This window comes from Lysobacter enzymogenes (genome assembly GCF_900106525.1).
Classification (GTDB): Bacteria; Pseudomonadota; Gammaproteobacteria; order Xanthomonadales; family Xanthomonadaceae; genus Lysobacter; species Lysobacter enzymogenes.
Genome location: NZ_FNOG01000003.1, coordinates 235,551 through 254,244, shown reverse-complemented (window position 1 = coordinate 254,244; position 18,694 = coordinate 235,551). Strand labels below are relative to the sequence as shown.

Genomic DNA, 18,694 nt, shown 5'->3' with positions numbered 1-18,694 from the left:
AGGCATCGAAAGAAAACTGTCAACTGTTTCCTTAATGCGCCCCGGCGCCCGCGACGGCGGCGGTTTCCCCGCCCTGCCGGCCCGATGCCGCGCGGTGCGCGGATTCATCGGCCCGGCCGCGCTCAGCGCGGCCCGCCGTTGTCGGCGCGCATGATCGGCCAGGCCGCACGCAGATAGGCCAGGCCCGACCACAGCGTCAGCAGCGCCGCGGCGGCCAGCAGCCATTCGCCGATCTGGAACACCGGCAGGCCGAGGAAGCGCTCCTGGTACAGCAGGCACACCAGCGCGACCATCTGCACGATGGTCTTGATCTTGCCGATCGCGGCGACCTTGACCGCGGCGCGCTGGCCGAGCTCGGCCATCCATTCGCGCAGCGCCGACACCGCGATCTCGCGGCCGACGATGACCGCGGCCCACAGCGTCATCCACACGGTCGGGTGCTTTTGCACGATCAGCAGCAGGGCCACGGCGACCATGAGCTTGTCGGCGACCGGGTCGAGGAAGGCGCCGAAGGCCGAATACTGGTTGTAGCGGCGGGCGATCCAGCCGTCGAGCCAGTCGGTGACCGAGGCGAAGGCGAAGATGAACGCGGCCGCGAAATTGGTCCACGGGTAATCGAGGAAGAACACCACCACCAGCACCGGGATCAGGACGATCCGGGCCAGAGTCAGCATGGTGGGTATGGTCAACTTCATCCTTCGCTCCGCTTGGGTTCCGCCGGCCCGGCGGCCGTGCGCTGCTTGCCGCCCTTGACCGCCTTGGGGGCGGCCGCCGGCGTTGCCGGGCCCGGGGCGGCGGCCTCGTCCGGCGCGTCCAGCCCGTGCAGGGCGGCGTAGATGCGCTCGGCCAAGGCTTCGTTGACGCCCTCGACTCGGGAAATCTCTTCGATTCCGGCCGCCTTGAGCCCGCCCAGGCCGCCGAAATGCCGCAACAGATTAGCGCGTCGGCGCGGCCCGATGCCGGGAATGTCTTCCAGCCTACTGCTGTTGCGGGTCTTCTGCCGACGTCCGCGATGGCCGGTGATGGCGAAACGGTGCGCCTCGTCGCGGACCTGCTGGACCAGTTGCAGCGCCGGCGACTCGGCGCCAGGGTGGACGGCGCGCCCGTCGGGCAGCAGCAGTTCCTCGTCGCCGGGGCGCCGCGCCGGGCCCTTGGCCACGCCGACCAGGATCACCCCATCCACGCCCAACTCGTCCAGCGCCGCGCGCGCCTGCGCGACCTGGCCGGCGCCGCCGTCGATCAGCAGCACGTCGGGCATGACCCCGTCTGACCGGCCCTCGCGCTCCGCGCTCGGGCGTTCGTCGGCGCGCGAACCAGTGGTTCGCAAACGCGCCGCCTCACCCTCCACCGCGCGGCGGAAGCGCCGGGCGATGGCCTGGTTCATCGCCGCGTAGTCGTCGCCTTCGGTGATGCCGGCGATGTTGTAGCGGCGGTACTGGCTGCGCACCGGGCCCTGCGCGTCGAACACCACGCACGAGGCGACGGTGGCCTCGCCCATGGTGTGGCTGATGTCGAAGCATTCGATCCGTTGCGGCAGCGCCGGCATCTTCAGCAGGTCGCGCAGCGCTTCGGCGCGGGCCAGCTGGGCGGCGTGGCTGGTCATCTCGGTGGCCAGCGCCATCTCGGCGTTGCGCCGGGCCAGGTCGAGATAGCCGGCGCGTTCGCCGCGCACGCTGGTCTTGATCTGCACGCGACGCTCGCCGGCGGCGGAGAAGGCCTGCTCGAACAGTTCGCGGTCGGGCAGATCGCGGTCGAGCACGATCTCGCCCGGCGGGGTCTGTTCGCCGTAGTACTGCGAGATGAAGGCGGTCAGCACTTCCTCGGGGTTGTCGCTGCCGCGGGTCTGCGGGAAGAACGCGCGGGTGCCGAGGTTGCGGCCGTCGCGGAAGGCCAGCAGCAGCACGCACGCGGCCGCGCCGGACATCGCCAGCGCCAGCACGTCCAGGTCGGCGGCGCGGCCGTCGACGTACTGGCGCGCCTGCAGGCTGCGGATGCCGGCGATGAGGTCGCGCAGGCGCGCGGCGTCCTCGAAATCCAGGCGCGAGCTGGCCGCTTCCATGTCGCGGCCGAGTTCGTCGGTGAGCTCGTCGCTGCGGCCTTCCAGGAACAGGCCGGCGCGGCGCACGCTTTCGGAATAATCGCGCGCCGGCACCAGGCCGACGCAAGGCGCGCTGCAGCGGCCGATCTGGTGCTGCAGGCACGGCCGCGAGCGATTGCGGAACACGCTGTCCTCGCAACTGCGCAGGCGGAACAGCTTGTGCATCAGGTTGAGCGTGTCGCGCACCGCACCGACGCTGGCGTAGGGGCCGAAATAGCGCCCGGCCACCGCCCGCGGGCCGCGGTGCATGGCGATGCGCGGCCACGCCTCGCTGGTCATCAGCACGTAGGGATAGCTCTTGTCGTCGCGCAGCAGCACGTTGTAGCGCGGCTTGAGCGACTTGATCAGCTGGTTTTCCAGGATCAGCGCTTCGGCCTCGGTGCGGGTCACCGTGACTTCCATGCGCACGGTCTGGGCCAGCATCGACATGATCCGCGCCGACTTGGGCGTGGCGTTGAAGTAGCTGGAGACGCGGTTCTTGAGCGCGCCGGCCTTGCCGACGTAAAGCGCCTTGTCATCGGCGCCGAGCATGCGGTAGACGCCGGGCGCGGTGCTCAGTTGCTTGACGAAGGCCTTGCCGTCGAACGGCGCCGGCTTGGCCGGAACGGGCGCTTCCTCGCTCATGCGCGCGCGCTCCGCGGGGTGCGGGCGCAGCACGACGCGGCCGCGCAGGCGCGGCTGGAAATGGCGGAAACGATGGCGGGCGTCGCGGGTGGAAGCATCGGCGGCGGCTGGCGGCCGGCACGAGGGCCGGCGAATCGGGGCGGGAACTGAATTGGGTCGATTATGCGCGAGCGCAAGGGGCGGCGATGGGATGCGCGGCTGAATGCGCCGGCATCGCAAGGCGTCGTGGGCGGTGCGGTTCGAGCGGTCGCGGCGAACTGGCCGAAAAGCGTCGGGCCTGAAGGCCCTCCCACAAAAGCGCTGCAGGCGCTGGATTCGAAGGTTGTCTCGCGACCGTGGCCGCCGCGGTGGCGGCTCTTGTGGGAGGGGCTTCAGCCCCGACGCTGTTCGATCGGCCGCGGCGAGCCGGCCGAAAAGCGTCGGGCCTGAAGGCCCTCCCACAAAAGCCTCGGAGGCGTCGGACCCAGGCCCGATGCCGGCTCAGCGCTGCTGCAACTCGCGCCGCAGGCGCGCGATGGCGCCGTCGGCCGCGCGGTCGAGCAGTTGGAAGACATGTTCGAACTGGGCTGCGCCGCCGGTGTAGGGATCGGGCACCTCGCCGTCGGCGACGGTGCCGCACCAATCCAGCAGCAGCGCGCTCTGCGCGGTCGCGTCTTTGGGCGCGCGGGCGCGCACGTCGCGCAGGTTGGCGCGGTCGGCGCACAGCAGCCAGTCGCATTCGCGGTAGTCGGCGGCGGCCAGCTGGCGCGCGCGCAGGCCGGCGATGTCGACGCCGTGCTGCGCGGCGTTGGCGATCGAACGCCGGTCCGGCGGCTCGCCGACGTGCCAGTCGCCGGTGCCGGCCGAATCCAGTTCGATCAGGCCGCGCAACGACGAAGCCTCGATGCGCGCGCGCAGCACGCCCTCGGCCACCGGCGAGCGGCAGATATTGCCCAGGCACACCACCAGCAGACGCATGGCTTACCTGCCCTGACCGGCCGGATCCTGGTTGGCCGCACCCTCGCCCGCCGCGCCCTGCGCGGCCAGAAAGGCTTCGGCGCGGGCCAGGTCTTCGGGCGTGTCGACGCCCGGCGGGAACGCCTCAGGACTGATCCCGACCGCGATGCGGTAGCCGGCTTCCAGCGCGCGCAGTTGTTCCAGCGACTCGATCTGCTCCAGCCGGCCCGGGCGCATCTTGGCGAACTTGCGCAGGAAGCCGGCGCGGTAGCCGTAGATGCCGATGTGGCGCAGCCATTCGCCGCCGCCGGGCATGCGCTCGCGGTCCTTGGCGAAGGCGTCGCGCGGCCACGGGATCGGCGCGCGGCTGAAGTACAGAGCGTCGCCGTTGGCCGCGCGCACCAGCTTGACCGCATTGGGATCGAACAGGGTTTCGACCTCGGTCACCGTCACCGCCAGGGTCGACATCTCGGCGCCGCTGTCGCGCAGCGTCTGCGCGACGGCGACGATGCCGGCGGCCGGCGCGAAGGGTTCGTCGCCTTGCAGGTTGACCACCACCTCGTCGTCGCGCCAGCCGGCGAGGTCGGCGCATTCGGCCAGGCGGTCGGTGCCGGAGGCGTGGTCGGGCGAGGTCATCGCCACTTGCACGCCGCTGTCCTTGAGCGCATCGGCGATGCGCTGGTCGTCGGTGGCGATCCACACCTCGCGCGCGCCGGCGGCGAGCGCGCGGCGGGCGACGTGCAACACCAGCGGTTCGCCGGCGAGCTCGCGCAGCGGCTTGCCCGGCAGGCGCGAGGCGGCGTAGCGGGCGGGGATGGCGACGACGAAGTCCTGGCTCATGTTCGGCTCCGGAGCGGTGAGGCGTGGTGCGAGTATCGCGAATGCGGCGTGAGGGTTGCGCGGCGCGGGAGCGGGTGGCGCGGTTGGCGTAGTGTCGCGGTCGCAGCTTGCGCAGCTCCTACATGGGCTACCTGTAGGAGCTGCGCAAGCTGCGACCGCGCAAAGCCGACTGCGGCGTCACTTGCGCTTGAACGCCTGTAGCTTGTCCAGCAGCGACACCCAGAACGCTTCCGGCAACTCCGCCCGCACCGGCACGCTGTAGTACGACTCCGGATCGAAGCCGCCCTGCCCGTCCAGCGGGATCTTGACCGCGTCCTTCTCGGTCATCAGCACCGGCAGTTTGCTGCCGAAGGCGAAATCGGCGGCGGCGTAGCGGTGGTGATCGGGAAAGGCGTGCGGGACGACGGCGATGCCGACGCCGCGCAACATGGCGAAGTAGCGCTCCGGGTCGCCGATGCCGGCGACCGCGTGCACACGCTTGCCGGCGAAGCCGTCGAGCCGCAGCGGGCGTGCGCCGAGCAGCGGCTGGGCCTGGTCGGCGATCAAGCGCATCGGCCATTCGCCGAAGCCGGCGCCGAGCGGCGCTTCGCCGGCGGCGGGCTGGGGCAGATTGACCACGCGGAAGTCGCACTGCGCGCCGCGCTCGGGCGGCTCGCGCAAGGGGCCGGCGGGCAGCAACTGGCCGTTGCCGTAGCGGCGACGGCCGTCGACCACTTCGATCTCGATGTCGCGCGCCAGCCGGTAGTGCTGCAGGCCGTCGTCGCAGATCACCAGGTCGCAGCCGGCCTCGGCCAGCGCGCGCGCGGCGCTGGCGCGGTCGCGGTCGGCGCGGACCTTGACGCCGGTGCGGCGCGCGATCAGCACCGGCTCGTCGCCGCCGCTGCGCGGATCGGTGTTGCGTTCGACCCACAGCGGCGTGGCCGCGTCGTCGCGGCCGTAGCCGCGGGTGGCCACGCCGGGGTTCCAGCCTTCCTGTTTCAGACGCTGGACCAGGGCGATGGTCAGCGGCGTCTTGCCGGCGCCGCCGGCGGTGATGTTGCCGACCACCAGCACCGGCACGCCGGGATGGCGGCGGCGCTTGAGCCCGCGGCGGTAGAGGCTGCGGCGCAGGCCGGTGATCGCGGCGTACAGGCCGGCGAGCAGGCGCGCGTGCGCCGGCACCGCGCTGTCGTCGTACCAGTAGGCCGGCGGGCCGCCGCGGCGTTCGGCGCTCATCGCTGCGCGCTCCGGGTCGCGATATGCAGCGCGGATGCGCGGCGATGCGCCGCAACGGCGCTCATCGCGGCGCGTGCGGACCGATTCGCGACATCGTCGGCGGCGGCACGAGCCATCGCCACACACGCAGCATCCGAACTCGCGCGCTTGATCGCGCCAATGGCCACCGCGTTCATTCGGCCTCGCGGAACTGCATGCGGTGCAGGTGCGCGTACAGGCCGCCGTGGGCGAGCAGTTCGCTGTGCGAGCCGCGTTCGACGATGCGTCCCTGGTCCATCACCAGCACCTGGTCGGCGTGCTCGATCGTCGACAAGCGATGGGCGATGACCAAGGTGGTGCGGTCGGGCATCAACCGCTCCAGCGCGTCCTGCACCAGCCGCTCGGACTCGGTGTCGAGCGCGGCGGTAGCCTCGTCGAGGATCAGGATCGGCGCGTCCTTGAGCATCGCGCGGGCGATCGCCAGGCGCTGGCGCTGGCCGCCGGAGAGCTTGCCGCCCTTGGCGCCGATCGCCGCGTTCAAGCCGTCGGGCAGCTTGTCGACGAATTCGGCGGCGTTGGCGCCCTGGATCGCGCGCGCGAGCGTGGCCGCATCGACGTCCTGCATCTCGCCGTAGGCCACGTTGGCCGCGATGGTGCCATCGAACAGCATCACCTGCTGGCCGACCAGGGCGATCTGGCGGCGCAGGTCGGCGAGCTTGTAGTCGGTGAGGTCGTGGCCGTCGAGCAGGATCTGCCCGGCCTCGGGATCGTAGAAACGCGGGATCAGCTTGATCAGGCTCGACTTGCCGCTGCCGGAGCGGCCGACGATGGCGGTGACCGTGCCCGGCCGGGCGACGAAGCTGATCTCGCTCAGCGCCGGACGCTCCTGGCCCGGATAGCGCGCGGTGACGTCGCGGAATTCGATCAGCCCGCGGCTGCGCGCGAGCGCGCGGTCGCCGCTGTCGGGCTCCTCGGCGGCGTCGAGCACCTCGAACAGGCGCTCAGCCGAGGCCACGCCGCGCTGGAGCATGTTCTGCACGTTGGTGAGCTGGCGCAGGTTGGGGATGATCGCCATCATCGACACCATCAGCGTCACGAAGCCGCCGGCGTCCAGGCGCCCGGCGAAGGCCTCGCGCCCGGCCACGAACAGCAGCAGCGCCAGGCCGACCGAGCCCATCAGCTGGACCATGCCCGAGGCGATCGAGCGGGTGGATTCGACCTTGAGGCTGAGCTTGAGGTAGTGATCGGCGATCGCGCCGTAACGGTCGAGCTCGGACTTCTGCGCGCCGTAGACCTTCACTTCCTGCTGGTTCGACAAGGCCTGATCGGCGGCCAGCAGCAACTGCGCCCCGCTCTCCTGGATGCGGTGGCTGATGCGGCGATAGCGGCGGCCGACCTTGTCCATGACCCACGCCAGCGGCGGCGCCATCAGGAACACCGCGACGGTGACCTGCCAGCTGGTCCACAGCATCACGCCCAGCAACGCCAGCGCCTGGGTCGACTGCTGCACCATCACCTTCATCGCATCGACCGAGGCCTGTGCGACTTGATCGCTGTCGGAGCCCAGCCGCACCAGCATCGACGGCACCGGCTCGGTATCGAAGCGCGAGCCCGGCAGGCGCAGGTACTTGCCCAGCACCTGCACGCGCAGGTCGCGGGCGACGCCGCGGCCGGACTTGGCCATGTAGTAGTCGGTGACATAGCCGGCGATGCCGCGCAGCACGAACAGGCCGACGATCGCCGCCGGCAACCACACCGCCACCGAGCTGTTCTTGGCGATGAATGTCTGGTTGATGATCGGATCCATCAACTTGGTGAAGCCCGCGCCGGCGACGGCTTCGATCAGCATGCCGATCCCCGCCAGCCACAGCAGGTTGCGGTAAGGCAGCGCGAAGCGCAGCAGCCGGCGATAGGTCTGCCACGGCGAAGCGTTCGGATCTGCCGTCACCGCGTCGCTCCCGAGGGCGTCGCGCCGGCAGCGGGCTTGGCTGCCGCTGCGGACGGCGCCGGCGGCGCGGTCGCGCTCATGATCTTGCGAAAGCCGAGCTGGCCGAGCGCATCGTAGACGGTGACCACGGCCTGGTACGGCGTGCGCGCGTCGGCGCGCAGCATCACGGTGCGGTCGCGGTTGTCGCCGGCGACTTCGGCGATGGTGGTCTTGAGCGATTCCAGATCGTCGCGCAGCACCTCGCGGTCGCCGACGAAATAGCGGCCCTCGGCGTTGACCAGCACCACCAGCGCCTGGCTGGCGTCGCCGGACGGCTCGCCGGTGGCGCGCGGCAGCTCGAGCTTGAGCACCGAGCGCGCGTCGAAGGTGGCGGTGACCACGAAGAAGATGATCAGCACCAGGATCACGTCGATCAGCGGGACCAGGTTGATCTCCGGCTCGTCGTCGGCGCGGTGGTCGCGAATGCGCATGCGGGCGGCGCCTCAGCCCTGGCCGCCGGCCAGGCGCACCGGACGCGGCTCGCTGGCGCGGCCTTCGCCGGGATGCTGCTGCAGCACGTCGACCAGAGCGATGGCCTCGTGCTCCATCGCCACGATGTATTCGGAGATGCGGCCGCGGAACCAGCGGTGCGCCATCAGCGCCGGGATCGCCACGATCATGCCGGTGGCGGTGCACACCAGCGCCTTGCCGATGCCGCCGGCGAGCTGGTTGACGTCGCCGATGCCGTGGTCGTTGATGACCAGGAACATCTGGATCATGCCGACCACGGTGCCGAACAGGCCCAGCAGCGGACCGGCGGCGGCGATGGTGCCGAGCGTGTTCAGGTAGCGCTCCATGCGGTGGACCAGATGCCGGCCCACGTCTTCGATGCGCTCGCGGATTTCCTCGCGCGGACGGCCGCGCACGTCGAGCGCGGCGGCCAGCAGCGCGCCCAGCGGCGCGGTCGCGCGCAGCGACTCAATGTGGGCCGGATCGAGCTTGCCGCCGGCGGCCCAGGCGCGCACTTCCTGGCCCAGGTTCGGCGGCAGCACCGCACGCCGGCGCAGGGTCCACAGCCGCTCGATGATGATCGCCAGGGCCACGGCCGACAGGATCAACAACGGAATCATCGGCCAACCGCCGGCCTTCACCAGTTCCAGCACTCGCGAACCCCCGGCCCGTGGCCGACTTCAATCCGGCCGATAGGATAGCCCAGGCGCGCGCCGGCTCGCGTCCCACAGCCTTGGGTGTGCCTGGCGTCGCGTTTCCAGACGCAGGCCCGCGTTGCGGGCGGCTGCGTCCGCCGGCGCGCGCAAGCCGATCCGCAGGGCGCCGCCGGCAGCGGTGTCGGCGACCTCCGCGCCGGCCCCGCGCCAGCGCTCGACCACGTCCGCGCGCGGATGGCCGAAACGGTTGCCGTAGCCGCTGGAGACCAGGGCGTAGCGGGCGCCGACGGCGCGCACGAAGGCCGGATCGGACGATTCGGCGCTGCCGTGGTGAGCGACCAGGACCACGTCGGCGCGCACCGTCTCGGCCGGCGTTTGCGCCGCGCGCCGGACCAGATCGCGCTCGACCACCTCGCCGATGTCGCCGGTCAGCAGCGCGCTGCCGTGCTCGCTGTCGATGCGCAGTACGCAGCTGGACTCGTTGCGCAGATAGGGAAAGTGTCGGGGCGGATGCAGAAAACGCAGGCGCACGCCGTCCCAGCGCCATTCGCGGCCGGCCTCGCAAGTCTTCAGATCCAAGCCGCGCACGGCTTCGCCGGCGATATCGGGCGGCCCCAGCCGCAGCGGCGCGGGAAACGCGCGCAACACTGCGGCCAGCCCGCCGGCGTGGTCCTGATCGCCGTGGCTGGCGACCGCCGCATCGAGCCGGCGCACGCCCAAGGCATGCAGCGCCGGCACCACCGCGCGCTCGCCGGCGTCGAAGCCGTCGCGCACCGCCGGGCCGGCGTCGAACAGCAAGCTGTGATGGGCCGTGCGCACCAGCACCGACAGGCCCTGGCCGACGTCGAGCACCACCAGTTCGGCCTCGCCCGGCACGGGCAGGCGCCGGTCCGGCCACAGCAGCGGCAGCCATAGCAGCAGCGCCAGCGCCTTGCCGGGCGTGCCGCGCGGCAACAGCAGCCAGAACGCGCCGAGCAGGGCCAGCGGCAAGGCGAACCAGCGCGGCTCCGGCAGCCACCACAGCGCCAGGCCGCTGCGGGCCAGGGCCTGGAACCAGGGCCAGCCGGGTTCGAAACAAGCCGCGGCCCAGCGCCAGGCGAACGCGCCGACACCGGCGTGCACGGTTTCCAGGCCGGTGCCGATCAAGGCCAGCGGCACCACCACCAGGCTCCACCACGGCACCGCGATCAGGTTGGCCAGCGGCCCGGCCAGCGAGGCCTGGCCAAACAACGCGGCGCACAGCGGCAGCAATCCAAGGCTGGCCACGCCCTGGGCCGAGACGAAACCGCCCAGGCGTTCGCGCCAACCGCCCTCGCCCGCCGCCGGCAGACACCACAGCAGCCAGGCCACGCCGAGGAAGCTCAGCCAGAAACCCGCGCCGAGCAATGCCAGCGGATCGGCCAACATCACCGCGATCGCCGCCAGCGCCAGCGCATCGGCGCCGCGCTGCGGCCGCCGCAGCAGCCGCAACCCCGCCACCACCGCGATCATCAACCACGTGCGCACCGTCGGCAGGGCGAAACCGGCCGCCGCGGCGTACAGCAGGCCGCCGGCCATCGCCGCCGCCGACGCGGCCGCAACCGCCGGCACGCGCCGACCGAGCGCTGGCAACAACCACCACAAGCCGCGTGCGAACAGGGCGAAGAAGCCTGCGGCGAGGCCGACGTGGAAACCGGAAATCGCGATCAGGTGGGTCAAACCGTTGGCGCGCAGCACCTCCCAGTCGGCATCGTCGAGGCCGCGCGTGTCGCCGAGCGCGAGCGCGCGCACGAAGCGCGCGGCCGGCGTCGGCACCGCCGCGGCGATGCGCGCGCACATCGCTTCGCGCCACGCATCCAGCCCGGTGGGCGGCGCGAGCAGACGCGCGCTGAGCTGCGGATCGCGCAGATAACCGTTGGCGCTGAGCCGCTGCGCCAGCGCGTACTTCTCGGCGTCCGGGCCGCCAGGGTTGCGCAGCCCGCGCGGCGCTCGCACGCGCGCTTGCAGGCGCCAGCGCTGGCCGGCTTTCAGTGCGGCGCGCGGCTGCGAGGCGTCGTCGTACCACGCCAGGCGCAACAAGCGTCCGCGCAGCGGCGCGGGTTGCAAGGCGTCGTCGTCGACGCGGAAACGGAACTGGCTGCGGCGCGCTTCGTGCGTGGGCAGATCGACGATGCGGCCGCTGAGGGTCGCGTCGCGCTTTTCCCAGTCCGACGGCAGTTGCAGCGCCAGCGCGTGCGCCGCATGCAGGCTCGCCAGGGCGAAGCCGAATGCGAATACTGCCAGTGCGCGGGCGCGCCGCAGCCGCCACCACCCGGCTGCGGCGAGCCAGAGCAGCAGCGTCATTGCCTGCCAGGGAAACAATCGCGGCGCTGCCAATGCGGCGCCGATGCCGGCGAGCAAAGTAATCGCGACGAGTTTTCCGAACGGCGGCGTCCTTGCCGCTTCGAACATGGCGTTCTCCTTCGCCGGCGGTGCAGTTGCATTGCGATCAGGGTCGCGAGGTCGCGGATCGCGCTGGTTGGCGTGGACAACCTTAGCGATGCGGCAAAGACGAGCGCATCGCCTGGAATCCGGGATCGGCGTAGGCTCTCGGCGCGGCGACGGGTCGGAAAACGGCGACGGGCGTTCTGCAAGACGGCCAGGCACGACGACGCCGGACGGTCAGCGCCGGCGCCGGAAGGTTCGTCGTAGTTCTATTGTCGTGGTCGCGGCTTGCGCCGCTCCTACAGTCGGATCGCGCAGCTGGCGCGGGCGAGGATCAGACCTCGCTCGCCGCCAACTCGCGCAACCGGCCTTCGTGAAGCTCCATCACCCGGTCCAGCCGCCGCGCCAGGCGCCGATCGTGGGTCACCATCACCAGGCTCGTGCCCTGGTCGCGGTTGAGCGCGAGCATCAGCTCGAACACGGTCGCGGCGGTTTTTTCGTCGAGGTTGCCGGTGGGTTCATCGCCGAGCACGCAGGCCGGGCGGTTGACCAGGGCGCGCGCGACCGCGGCGCGCTGGCGCTCGCCGCCGGACAGTTCGCCGGGCTTGTGGTTGAGGCGATGCCCCAGGCCGACCGATTCGAGCAGGCTGAGCGCGCGCTCGCGCGCGGCTTCCACCTCGGAGTACGAACGCGTCAAATAACGCGGCAGGTCGTAGAACAGCAGGCCCGGGATGCCGAGCAGGACCGCCCCTACTCCCACGGCTCCGGTGCGCCCCTTCAACCACCAGTCGCGCAATCGCAGCGGCTGGCCGCTGAGCAGGATCGGCAGCATCACGTTCTCGAGCGCGGTGAACTCCGGCAGCAGATGGTGGAACTGATAGACGAAGCCCAGCGACTCATTGCGCAATATGCCGCGCGAGCGATCCGACAGCGCGCTCATGCGATGGCCGCAGACGTAGACCTCGCCGGCGGTAGGCTTGTCCAGTCCGCCAAGCAGATGCAGCAAGGTGCTCTTGCCGGCGCCGGACGCGCCCAGGATCGCGACTGTCTCGCCGCGCCGCACCGACAGCTGCAGACCGTCGAACACCGGCGTGTGCAGCTTGCCTTCCGAATAGGTCATCGCCAGCCCTTCGCAGGACAACACGATGTCGTCGGCCGTCGCGGCCGCGCTCGGCGCGCCGGCCGATTGGATGCGCTTGTCACTCATAACGCAGCGCCTCGGCCGGGGCCGTGCGCGCAGCGCGCCAGGCGGGATAGATGGTGGCCAGGAACGCCATGGCCAGGGCGACGCAGGCGATGATGGTCACGTCGCTGGTTTGCAGGTCGGTCGGAAGGCCGGTGATGTAGTAGACGTCCTCGGGCAGCAACTGCACGCCAAGCACGCTCTCGATGGCCTTGAGGATGTGTTCCAGGTTCAGGGTCAGCACGATGCCGCCGATCACGCCGAGCACGGTGCCGATGATGCCGATCAAGGTGCCCTGGACCACGAAGATGCGCATCACGCTCATCGGCGTGAGGCCGAGGGTGCGCTGGATCGCGATGTCGGCCTGCTTGTCGGTGACCAGCATCACCTGCGAGGACACCAGGTTGAACGCGCCCATGGCGATGATCAGCGACAGCAGGATCGCCATCACCGTCTTCTCCATCTTGAGCGCGCGGAACATGTTGGCGTTGTCGCTGCTCCAGTCGGTGACCCGGTACGGGCCGCCGAGGTTGACCGCCAGATCGCGCGCCACGTCCCAGGCCTGGTCCATGTCGTGCAGTTTCAGGCGCACGCCGGTGACGCCGTCGCCCATGCGCAGCACCCGCTGCATGTCCTGCATGTTGGCGACCGCCATGCCCTTGTCGTATTCGTTGTAGCCGGCTTCGAAGATGCCGCTGACGGTGAAGCGCTTGAGCTGCGGCATCGCCCCCATCGGCGTGCTGCGGCCGTCGGCGGTCATCATCACCACGCTGTCGCCGACCTGGGCGCCCATCCACAGCGCCAGTTCCTTGCCGAGCACGATGTTGAAGCTGCCCGGCTCGAGCGAGTCGAGCTTGCCCTGCACCATCTTGTCGGCCAGCACCGAGACCCGGCCTTCCAGCGCCGGATCGACGCCGCGCACGATCGCCGGTTGCTGGCGCGTGGCCGAGAGCAGCGCTTCCTTCTCGACATACGGTGCGGCGCCGGCGACGCGCTTGTCGGCGGTGGCCATCTCGACCGCGTGGCGCCAGTCCGCCAACGGCTCGCCGTAGGCGCTGACCGTGGCGTGCGCGGCCATCTGCAGCATGCGGTCGCGGATCTCGCGCTGGAAACCGCTCATCACCGCCAGCGTGGTGATCAGCGCGGTCACGCCCAGGGCGATGCCGGCGATCGAGGCGAGCGAGATGAAGGAGATGAAGCCGTTGCGGCGCTTGGCGCGCAGATAACGCAGGCCGATGGCGACTGATATGGGTTTGAACATGTAACCGGGATTGGGATTAGGGACGGGGGATGGGGTGGAAACCCGGGGCGGGAGGCGATCTGGCCGCGTCCCGATCCCGAATCCCGAATCCCTGATCCGCGCTCATGGTGCCATCGAACGCGGTACGCACGCATCGGTTGCGACCGCGGCGGCCAGCCGGAGTTCACGCCGGCCGTGGGCGTCCAGGCTGTCCGGCCACCACAGCAGGCGGCCGCGGCGGCCGTCGGCGGCGCGGAATTCCAGCCGGATCAGCGGGCCGCGCCAGTACAGGCGGGTCTGCGCGATCGGCGCCTCGTCGAGCCAGGCGCTTGCGCCGGCCAGGCGCAAGCGGCGCGGCGGGCGGCGCAGTTCGCGCCGGGCCAGCAGCGCGCCCCACCCCGCCGCCAGCACGGCCGCGGGCCACGCCAGCCGCGGCGGGCACTCGCTGGCGACGACGGCGCAGCCGCCGAGCAGGCCGATCAGGAGCAGGCCGGCGGCGAGCAGGCGCGAGGAGCGCCAATCGACGCAGCCGGGCGAGGATTCGGCGACCGCGGCAGCGCCGGCGATCCGGTCGAGGTTCGCCGCCACCGATCCGGCAAGCCGCTCGCAGCACCGCACGATCGCGCGCATCGCCGCGCCCGCGTTTTCGCGCGCGCGGCCCGATGCCGAAGCCGGCCGCGATCCCGCAGCCGCATCCGCCTCAGACCGGGAGGTTGCGGATCTTCTCCACCAGTTCCTGCAATCGCGCATCCTGCGCTGCCTCGTGGCCCATGAACCAGTGCCAGAGCTTATCGTCCTCGGTTTCCAGCAGGCGTAGGAAAACCCCGCGCTCCTCGTCGGAGGATTGCCGCCATGCGCGGTCGAGATAACGCCCGAACAATTGGTCGAGCTCGCGCATGCCGCGGCGGCAGCGCCAGCGCAGGCGGCGCAGTTCGAGTTCGTCGCGCTCGTCGGCGGGGGGGGGGTCGCTCATCGAAATCTCCTGCAATCGCAAAATCCGCGCCGGCGGCCGATGTCCGGCGGTACCAACAAGCCCGCTTACACCAGCAGACCGATGCCGACGAGCGCCCACAGCAGCCACAGCACCGCGCCGCCGGCCGCGTAGGCATAGAAGCGGTGCATGACCTTGTTGTAGCTGCACTGGATCGCGCTGTGGGCGACGCGCAGGGCGACGAACAGCCAGGCCAGGGTCAGCGTCGCGGTGTCGGTCAGGCCGTTGATCGCGATCACCACCAGGGCCAGGTAGAACAGCACCGGCAACTCGAACAGGTTGCGGAAATTGTCCGCGGCCCGCGACTCGGTCAGCTTCGCCACCGCTTGCGCGGAGGTCGCCACCGATTGCGGATGGATGCGCTCGCGCTTCATCTGGCCGATGCGCACGTAGAACAGACGCAGCCACACCACGCAGGTCAGCACGGCCATCGCCAACGCGGGCAGGAAGATCGTTTTGGTGTCCATCGTGTCCATCGGATGCTGCGCTCCCTGAAAGGCCGCGCGCGGCGCGGCGATGCGAACGGGGCGCGGCGCCGGCCCACGGCCGGCGAGCGCCAGCGCGCATCCTCCGCCAAACGGCGCGCGGCCGCCACTGCACCTGTGGCCGATGCGACGGCGCCAACGAAAACGCCGCCGCCCGCGGTGCGGACGGCGGCGTCGTTGCGCTCGACTCAGGCGCTGGGAGCCGGGAGCGTCAGATCCGTCGCTGCAGCATCAGCTTCTTGATCTCGCCGATGGCCTGCGCCGGGTTCAAGCCCTTCGGGCAGGTACGCGCGCAGTTCATGATGGTGTGGCAGCGATAGAGCTTGAACGGGTCTTCCAGGTCGTCCAGACGCGCGCCGGTGTCCTCATCGCGCGAGTCGATGATCCAGCGGTAGGCCTGCAGCAGGATCGCCGGGCCGAGGTAGCGGTCGCCGTTCCACCAGTAGCTCGGGCAGCTGGTCGAGCAGCACGCGCACAGGATGCACTCGTACAGGCCGTCGAGCTTTTCGCGGTCGGCCGGCGACTGCAGGCGCTCGCGGTCCGACGGGGTCGGGCTCTGGGTGCGCAGCCACGGGCGGATCGAGGCGTACTGGGCGTAGAAGTGGGTCAGGTCCGGAACCAGATCCTTGACCACGTCCATGTGCGGCAGCGGATAGATCGGCACGTCGCCCTTGGCGTCGCCGCAATCGGCGATGGCGCGGGTGCACGCCAGGGTGTTGGTGCCGTCGATGTTCATCGCGCACGAACCGCAGATGCCTTCGCGGCAGGAGCGGCGGAAGGTCAGGGTCGGGTCGATCTCGTTCTTGATCTTGATCAGCGCGTCCAGAACCATCGGGCCGCACGTGGCCAGATCGACCTCGTACGTATCCACGCGCGGGTTCATGCCGTCGTCGGGGTTCCAGCGGTAGACCTTGAAGGTGCGCGGCTGCTTGGCGCCCGGCGTCGCCCAGTGGCGGCCCTTCTGGATCTTGGAGTTCTTCGGCAGTGAGAATTGGGCCATGTCGGCGACTCCTGATCAGTAGACGCGCTTGGCCGGCGGGATCGATTCGACATCCCCCGACATCGGCTGCATGTGGACGGGGCGGTAGTCGATGCGGGTGTCGCCCTTCTCGTCCACCCAACACAGCGTGTGCTTCTGCCAGTTGTGGTCGTCGCGCTCGGGGAAGTCCTCGTGCGCGTGCGCGCCGCGCGATTCCTTGCGGTTCTCGGCCGAGACGATGGTGACCAGGGCCTGGTCGAGCAGGTTGGCCAGCTCGAAGGTTTCGATCAGGTCCGAGTTCCACACCATCGAGCGGTCGGTGACCTTGACGTCGGCGAACGACGCGTGGATGTCGCGCATCTTGGCCACGCCCTCGGCGAGGGTCTGGCTGGTGCGGAACACCGCCGCGTCGGCCTGCATGGTGCGCTGCATCTTGTCGCGGATGACCGCGGTCGGAGTGCTGCCGCTGGCGTTGCGCAGCTTGTCCAGGCGCGCCAGCGCGACGTCGCAGGCATCGGCGGCGAGCGGCGCCTGCTTGCCGTCCGGGGTGATGGTCTCGGCGCAGCGGTTGGCGACCGCGCGGCCGAACACCACCAGGTCGAGCAGCGAGTTCGAGCCCAGGCGGTTGGCGCCGTGCACCGACACGCAGGCCGCTTCGCCGATCGCGTACAGGCCCGGCACCACCGCGTCGGGGTTGCCGTCGCGCAGCTGCACCACTTCGCCGTGATAGTTGGTCGGGATGCCGCCCATGTTGTAGTGCACGGTCGGGATCACCGGGATCGGCTGCTTCTCCACGTCGACGCCGGCGAAGATGCGCGCCGATTCGGCGATGCCCGGCAGCTTCTTGTGGATCACTTCCGGGCCCAGGTGGGTCAGGTCGAGCAGGATGTGGTCCTTGTGCTCGCCGACGCCGCGGCCGTCGCGGATTTCCATGGTCATCGCGCGGCTGACCATGTCGCGCGGGGCCAGGTCCTTCACGCTCGGCGCGTAGCGCTCCATGAAGCGCTCGCCGCTGTCGTTGCGCAGGATGCCGCCTTCGCCGCGCACGCCTTCGGTGATCAGGCAGCCGGCGCCGTAGATGCCGGTCGGGTGGAACTGCACGAACTCCATGTCCTGCATGCCCAGGCCGGCGCGCAGGGCCATGCCGCCGCCGTCGCCGGTGCAGGTGTGGGCCGAGGTGGCGCTGAAGTAGGCGCGGCCGTAACCGCCAGTGGCCAGCACCGTGCCCTGCGCCTTGAACAGGTGCAGAGTGCCTTCGGCCATGTCCAGCGCGAGCACGCCGCGGCAGGCGCCGTGCTCGTCCATGATCAGGTCGAGGGCGAAGTATTCGATGAAGAACTGCGCGTCGTGCGCCAGCGACTGCTGGTACAGGGTGTGCAGGATCGCGTGGCCGGTGCGGTCGGCCGCGGCGCAGGTGCGCTGCGCCGGCGGGCCCTTGCCGAACTTGGTGGTCATGCCGCCGAACGGACGCTGGTAGATCTTGCCGTCGTCGGTGCGCGAGAACGGCACGCCGTAGTGTTCCAGCTCGATGATGGCCGGAATCGCTTCGCGGCACATGTACTCGATGGCGTCCTGGTCGCCGAGCCAGTCCGAGCCCTTGACGGTGTCGTAGAAGTGGTACTTCCAGTTGTCGTCGCCCATGTTGGCCAGCGCCGCGGCCACGCCGCCCTGCGCCGCCACGGTGTGCGAACGGGTCGGGAACACCTTGGTGATGCAGGCGGTCTTCAGGCCCTTCTGGGCCAAGCCGAAGGTGGCGCGCAGGCCGGCGCCGCCGGCGCCGACCACGACCATGTCGAAAGTGTGTTCTTGAATCTTGTAGGCAGAGGCCACGGATCAGGCTCCCAGCGCGATGCGGATGATGGCGAGCACGCTGGCCAGGGCCGCGAGTACGCAAACGAAAACAATGGCGATCTGCGACGCGGCCGCCAGCAGCGGCGCGTGCACGTAGTCCTCGACCACGACCTGCAGGCCGAGCCGGGCGTGCCAGAACATCGCGATCAGGAACGCGCTCAGCAGCACCGCGTTGCACGGATGGGCGACGCTGGCGCGGACGCTGGCGTAGTCGCCGCCGATCCACGACACGATTAGGCCGACCACGTACAGGCTCAGGAAGATCAGCGCGATCGCGGTGACGCGCTGGACCACGAAGTGCTCGGTGCCGTACTTGGCCGAGCCCAGGCCGCGCGCCGACTTGAGCGCGGTGCGCAGTTCTTTTTGGCTGAAGATGCTCATGCGCCACCTCGCGACATCATCGCCACGATCCAGATCAGCGCGGTCAGCACCAGGCTGCCGATGACGCTGACCCAGCCGCTGCGCACGAAGGTCTGGACCTTGTAGCCGAAGCCCGCGTCTTGGACCAGGTGGCGGATGCCGTTGAGCAGGTGGTAGGCGAACGCCCAGGTCCAGCCGAACAGGATCAGGAAGCCCAGCGGCGAGCGCGCGCAGGCGACGAAACTCGCCCATGCCTCCGGCCCGGCGGCCAGGGCGGTCAGGCCCCAGGCGATCAGCAGGGCGCCGATGGAAAGGATGACACCGGTCGCGCGGTGCAGGATCGAGGTCACCATCTGAACCTGCCAGCGGTAAACCTGCAGGTGTGGCGACAAAGGTCGTTCGCGGTTCGCCATGAGG

The 18,694-nt window shown here is 70.4% G+C and carries 19 protein-coding genes and 1 pseudogene; 1 reads left to right on the top strand and 19 read right to left on the bottom strand.

Annotated elements, in window-relative coordinates:
* Positions 1 to 122 precede the first annotated feature (122 nt).
* Both pgsA and uvrC read right to left on the bottom strand, forming a co-directional pair.
* Positions 123 to 695, bottom strand: a complete 573-nt coding sequence (gene pgsA / locus BLU84_RS08765; RefSeq protein WP_074865335.1) for a CDP-diacylglycerol--glycerol-3-phosphate 3-phosphatidyltransferase — start codon at positions 693 to 695, stop codon at positions 123 to 125.
* Positions 696 to 781: 86 nt separating this feature from the next.
* A pseudogene (gene uvrC, locus BLU84_RS08760) lies at positions 782 to 2,722 on the bottom strand (excinuclease ABC subunit UvrC); the annotation flags it as partial.
* 162 nt (positions 2,723 to 2,884) lie between these two features.
* On the opposite strand from uvrC, the gene BLU84_RS28425 reads away from it, so the two are divergent.
* On the top strand, positions 2,885 to 3,151 hold the full coding sequence (locus BLU84_RS28425) for a DUF6053 domain-containing protein (protein ID WP_425479343.1): 267 nt from the start codon (positions 2,885 to 2,887) through the stop codon (positions 3,149 to 3,151).
* A 51-nt stretch (positions 3,152 to 3,202) separates the two neighbouring features.
* Here the strand turns inward: BLU84_RS28425 and BLU84_RS08755 are convergent, their stop codons facing one another.
* The 17 genes from BLU84_RS08755 to sdhC form a co-directional block, all read right to left on the bottom strand.
* On the bottom strand, positions 3,203 to 3,679 hold the full coding sequence (locus BLU84_RS08755; RefSeq protein WP_074865331.1) for a low molecular weight protein-tyrosine-phosphatase: 477 nt from the start codon (positions 3,677 to 3,679) through the stop codon (positions 3,203 to 3,205).
* A gap of 3 nt (positions 3,680 to 3,682) precedes the next feature.
* The gene (gene kdsB, locus BLU84_RS08750; RefSeq protein ID WP_074865328.1) at positions 3,683 to 4,498 is read right to left on the bottom strand and encodes a 3-deoxy-manno-octulosonate cytidylyltransferase; all 816 of its coding nucleotides are present in this window, start codon (positions 4,496 to 4,498) and stop codon (positions 3,683 to 3,685) included.
* A gap of 177 nt (positions 4,499 to 4,675) precedes the next feature.
* A complete protein-coding gene (gene lpxK / locus BLU84_RS08745) occupies positions 4,676 to 5,713 on the bottom strand; it encodes a tetraacyldisaccharide 4'-kinase (RefSeq protein WP_074865325.1) in 1,038 nt (345 codons plus the stop codon).
* On the bottom strand, positions 5,710 to 5,889 hold the full coding sequence (locus tag BLU84_RS26285) for a hypothetical protein (RefSeq protein ID WP_139174836.1): 180 nt from the start codon (positions 5,887 to 5,889) through the stop codon (positions 5,710 to 5,712). The genes lpxK and BLU84_RS26285 overlap by 4 nt, the downstream gene beginning before the upstream one ends.
* Positions 5,886 to 7,640: a lipid A export permease/ATP-binding protein MsbA gene (gene msbA, locus BLU84_RS08740; RefSeq protein ID WP_074865322.1), complete on the bottom strand. Its 1,755-nt coding sequence runs from the start codon at positions 7,638 to 7,640 to the stop codon at positions 5,886 to 5,888. Before msbA ends, BLU84_RS26285 begins: the two co-directional genes overlap by 4 nt.
* Positions 7,637 to 8,110, bottom strand: a complete 474-nt coding sequence (locus BLU84_RS08735) for an ExbD/TolR family protein (protein ID WP_074865319.1) — start codon at positions 8,108 to 8,110, stop codon at positions 7,637 to 7,639. Before BLU84_RS08735 ends, msbA begins: the two co-directional genes overlap by 4 nt.
* 12 nt (positions 8,111 to 8,122) lie before the next feature.
* On the bottom strand, positions 8,123 to 8,782 hold the full coding sequence (locus BLU84_RS08730; protein WP_074865316.1) for a MotA/TolQ/ExbB proton channel family protein: 660 nt from the start codon (positions 8,780 to 8,782) through the stop codon (positions 8,123 to 8,125).
* 27 nt (positions 8,783 to 8,809) lie between these two features.
* On the bottom strand, positions 8,810 to 11,215 hold the full coding sequence (locus BLU84_RS08725; RefSeq protein WP_074865313.1) for a DNA internalization-related competence protein ComEC/Rec2: 2,406 nt from the start codon (positions 11,213 to 11,215) through the stop codon (positions 8,810 to 8,812).
* Between the two features lie 307 nt (positions 11,216 to 11,522).
* On the bottom strand, positions 11,523 to 12,308 hold the full coding sequence (locus tag BLU84_RS08720; protein ID WP_074866511.1) for an ATP-binding cassette domain-containing protein: 786 nt from the start codon (positions 12,306 to 12,308) through the stop codon (positions 11,523 to 11,525).
* A 79-nt stretch (positions 12,309 to 12,387) separates the two neighbouring features.
* Positions 12,388 to 13,632, bottom strand: a complete 1,245-nt coding sequence (locus BLU84_RS08715) for a lipoprotein-releasing ABC transporter permease subunit (RefSeq protein WP_074865311.1) — start codon at positions 13,630 to 13,632, stop codon at positions 12,388 to 12,390.
* Positions 13,633 to 13,734: 102 nt separating this feature from the next.
* A complete protein-coding gene (locus BLU84_RS08710) occupies positions 13,735 to 14,241 on the bottom strand; it encodes a hypothetical protein (protein ID WP_233431105.1) in 507 nt (168 codons plus the stop codon).
* Positions 14,242 to 14,311: 70 nt separating this feature from the next.
* On the bottom strand, positions 14,312 to 14,584 hold the full coding sequence (locus BLU84_RS08705) for an FAD assembly factor SdhE (protein ID WP_074866505.1): 273 nt from the start codon (positions 14,582 to 14,584) through the stop codon (positions 14,312 to 14,314).
* Between the two features lie 65 nt (positions 14,585 to 14,649).
* Positions 14,650 to 15,069, bottom strand: coding sequence for an MAPEG family protein (locus BLU84_RS08700; RefSeq protein WP_074866502.1), 420 nt, complete (start codon positions 15,067 to 15,069; stop codon positions 14,650 to 14,652).
* A 229-nt stretch (positions 15,070 to 15,298) separates the two neighbouring features.
* On the bottom strand, positions 15,299 to 16,087 hold the full coding sequence (locus BLU84_RS08695; RefSeq protein WP_074865308.1) for a succinate dehydrogenase iron-sulfur subunit: 789 nt from the start codon (positions 16,085 to 16,087) through the stop codon (positions 15,299 to 15,301).
* A gap of 15 nt (positions 16,088 to 16,102) precedes the next feature.
* Complete coding sequence (gene sdhA, locus BLU84_RS08690) at positions 16,103 to 17,857, bottom strand: succinate dehydrogenase flavoprotein subunit (RefSeq protein ID WP_232518517.1); 1,755 nt, start codon at positions 17,855 to 17,857, stop codon at positions 16,103 to 16,105.
* A 42-nt stretch (positions 17,858 to 17,899) separates the two neighbouring features.
* The gene (gene sdhD, locus BLU84_RS08685) at positions 17,900 to 18,298 is read right to left on the bottom strand and encodes a succinate dehydrogenase, hydrophobic membrane anchor protein (RefSeq protein ID WP_074865303.1); all 399 of its coding nucleotides are present in this window, start codon (positions 18,296 to 18,298) and stop codon (positions 17,900 to 17,902) included.
* Positions 18,295 to 18,690, bottom strand: a complete 396-nt coding sequence (gene sdhC / locus BLU84_RS08680) for a succinate dehydrogenase, cytochrome b556 subunit (RefSeq protein WP_074865300.1) — start codon at positions 18,688 to 18,690, stop codon at positions 18,295 to 18,297. The genes sdhD and sdhC overlap by 4 nt, the downstream gene beginning before the upstream one ends.
* Positions 18,691 to 18,694 lie beyond the last annotated feature (4 nt).

Bases quoted from the DNA above. Each gene is read 5' to 3' on its own strand.
- BLU84_RS26285 (WP_139174836.1), bottom strand. From the start codon at position 5,889: ATGAACGCGGTGGCCATTGGCGCGATCAAGCGCGCGAGTTCGGATGCT.
- kdsB (WP_074865328.1), bottom strand. From the start codon at position 4,498: ATGAGCCAGGACTTCGTCGTCGCCATCCCCGCCCGCTACGCCGCCTCG.
- BLU84_RS28425 (WP_425479343.1), top strand. From the start codon at position 2,885: ATGCGCGAGCGCAAGGGGCGGCGATGGGATGCGCGGCTGAATGCGCCG.
- sdhC (WP_074865300.1), bottom strand. From the start codon at position 18,690: ATGGCGAACCGCGAACGACCTTTGTCGCCACACCTGCAGGTTTACCGC.
- BLU84_RS08715 (WP_074865311.1), bottom strand. From the start codon at position 13,632: ATGTTCAAACCCATATCAGTCGCCATCGGCCTGCGTTATCTGCGCGCC.
- BLU84_RS08720 (WP_074866511.1), bottom strand. From the start codon at position 12,308: ATGACCTATTCGGAAGGCAAGCTGCACACGCCGGTGTTCGACGGTCTG.
- BLU84_RS08725 (WP_074865313.1), bottom strand. From the start codon at position 11,215: ATGTTCGAAGCGGCAAGGACGCCGCCGTTCGGAAAACTCGTCGCGATT.
- lpxK (WP_074865325.1), bottom strand. From the start codon at position 5,713: ATGAGCGCCGAACGCCGCGGCGGCCCGCCGGCCTACTGGTACGACGAC.
- BLU84_RS08735 (WP_074865319.1), bottom strand. From the start codon at position 8,110: ATGCGCATTCGCGACCACCGCGCCGACGACGAGCCGGAGATCAACCTG.
- pgsA (WP_074865335.1), bottom strand. From the start codon at position 695: ATGAAGTTGACCATACCCACCATGCTGACTCTGGCCCGGATCGTCCTG.
- BLU84_RS08705 (WP_074866505.1), bottom strand. From the start codon at position 14,584: ATGAGCGACCCCCCCCCCGCCGACGAGCGCGACGAACTCGAACTGCGC.
- BLU84_RS08755 (WP_074865331.1), bottom strand. From the start codon at position 3,679: ATGCGTCTGCTGGTGGTGTGCCTGGGCAATATCTGCCGCTCGCCGGTG.
- BLU84_RS08710 (WP_233431105.1), bottom strand. From the start codon at position 14,241: ATGCGCGCGATCGTGCGGTGCTGCGAGCGGCTTGCCGGATCGGTGGCG.
- sdhD (WP_074865303.1), bottom strand. From the start codon at position 18,298: ATGAGCATCTTCAGCCAAAAAGAACTGCGCACCGCGCTCAAGTCGGCG.
- BLU84_RS08695 (WP_074865308.1), bottom strand. From the start codon at position 16,087: ATGGCCCAATTCTCACTGCCGAAGAACTCCAAGATCCAGAAGGGCCGC.
- BLU84_RS08700 (WP_074866502.1), bottom strand. From the start codon at position 15,069: ATGGACACCAAAACGATCTTCCTGCCCGCGTTGGCGATGGCCGTGCTG.
- sdhA (WP_232518517.1), bottom strand. From the start codon at position 17,857: ATGGTCGTGGTCGGCGCCGGCGGCGCCGGCCTGCGCGCCACCTTCGGC.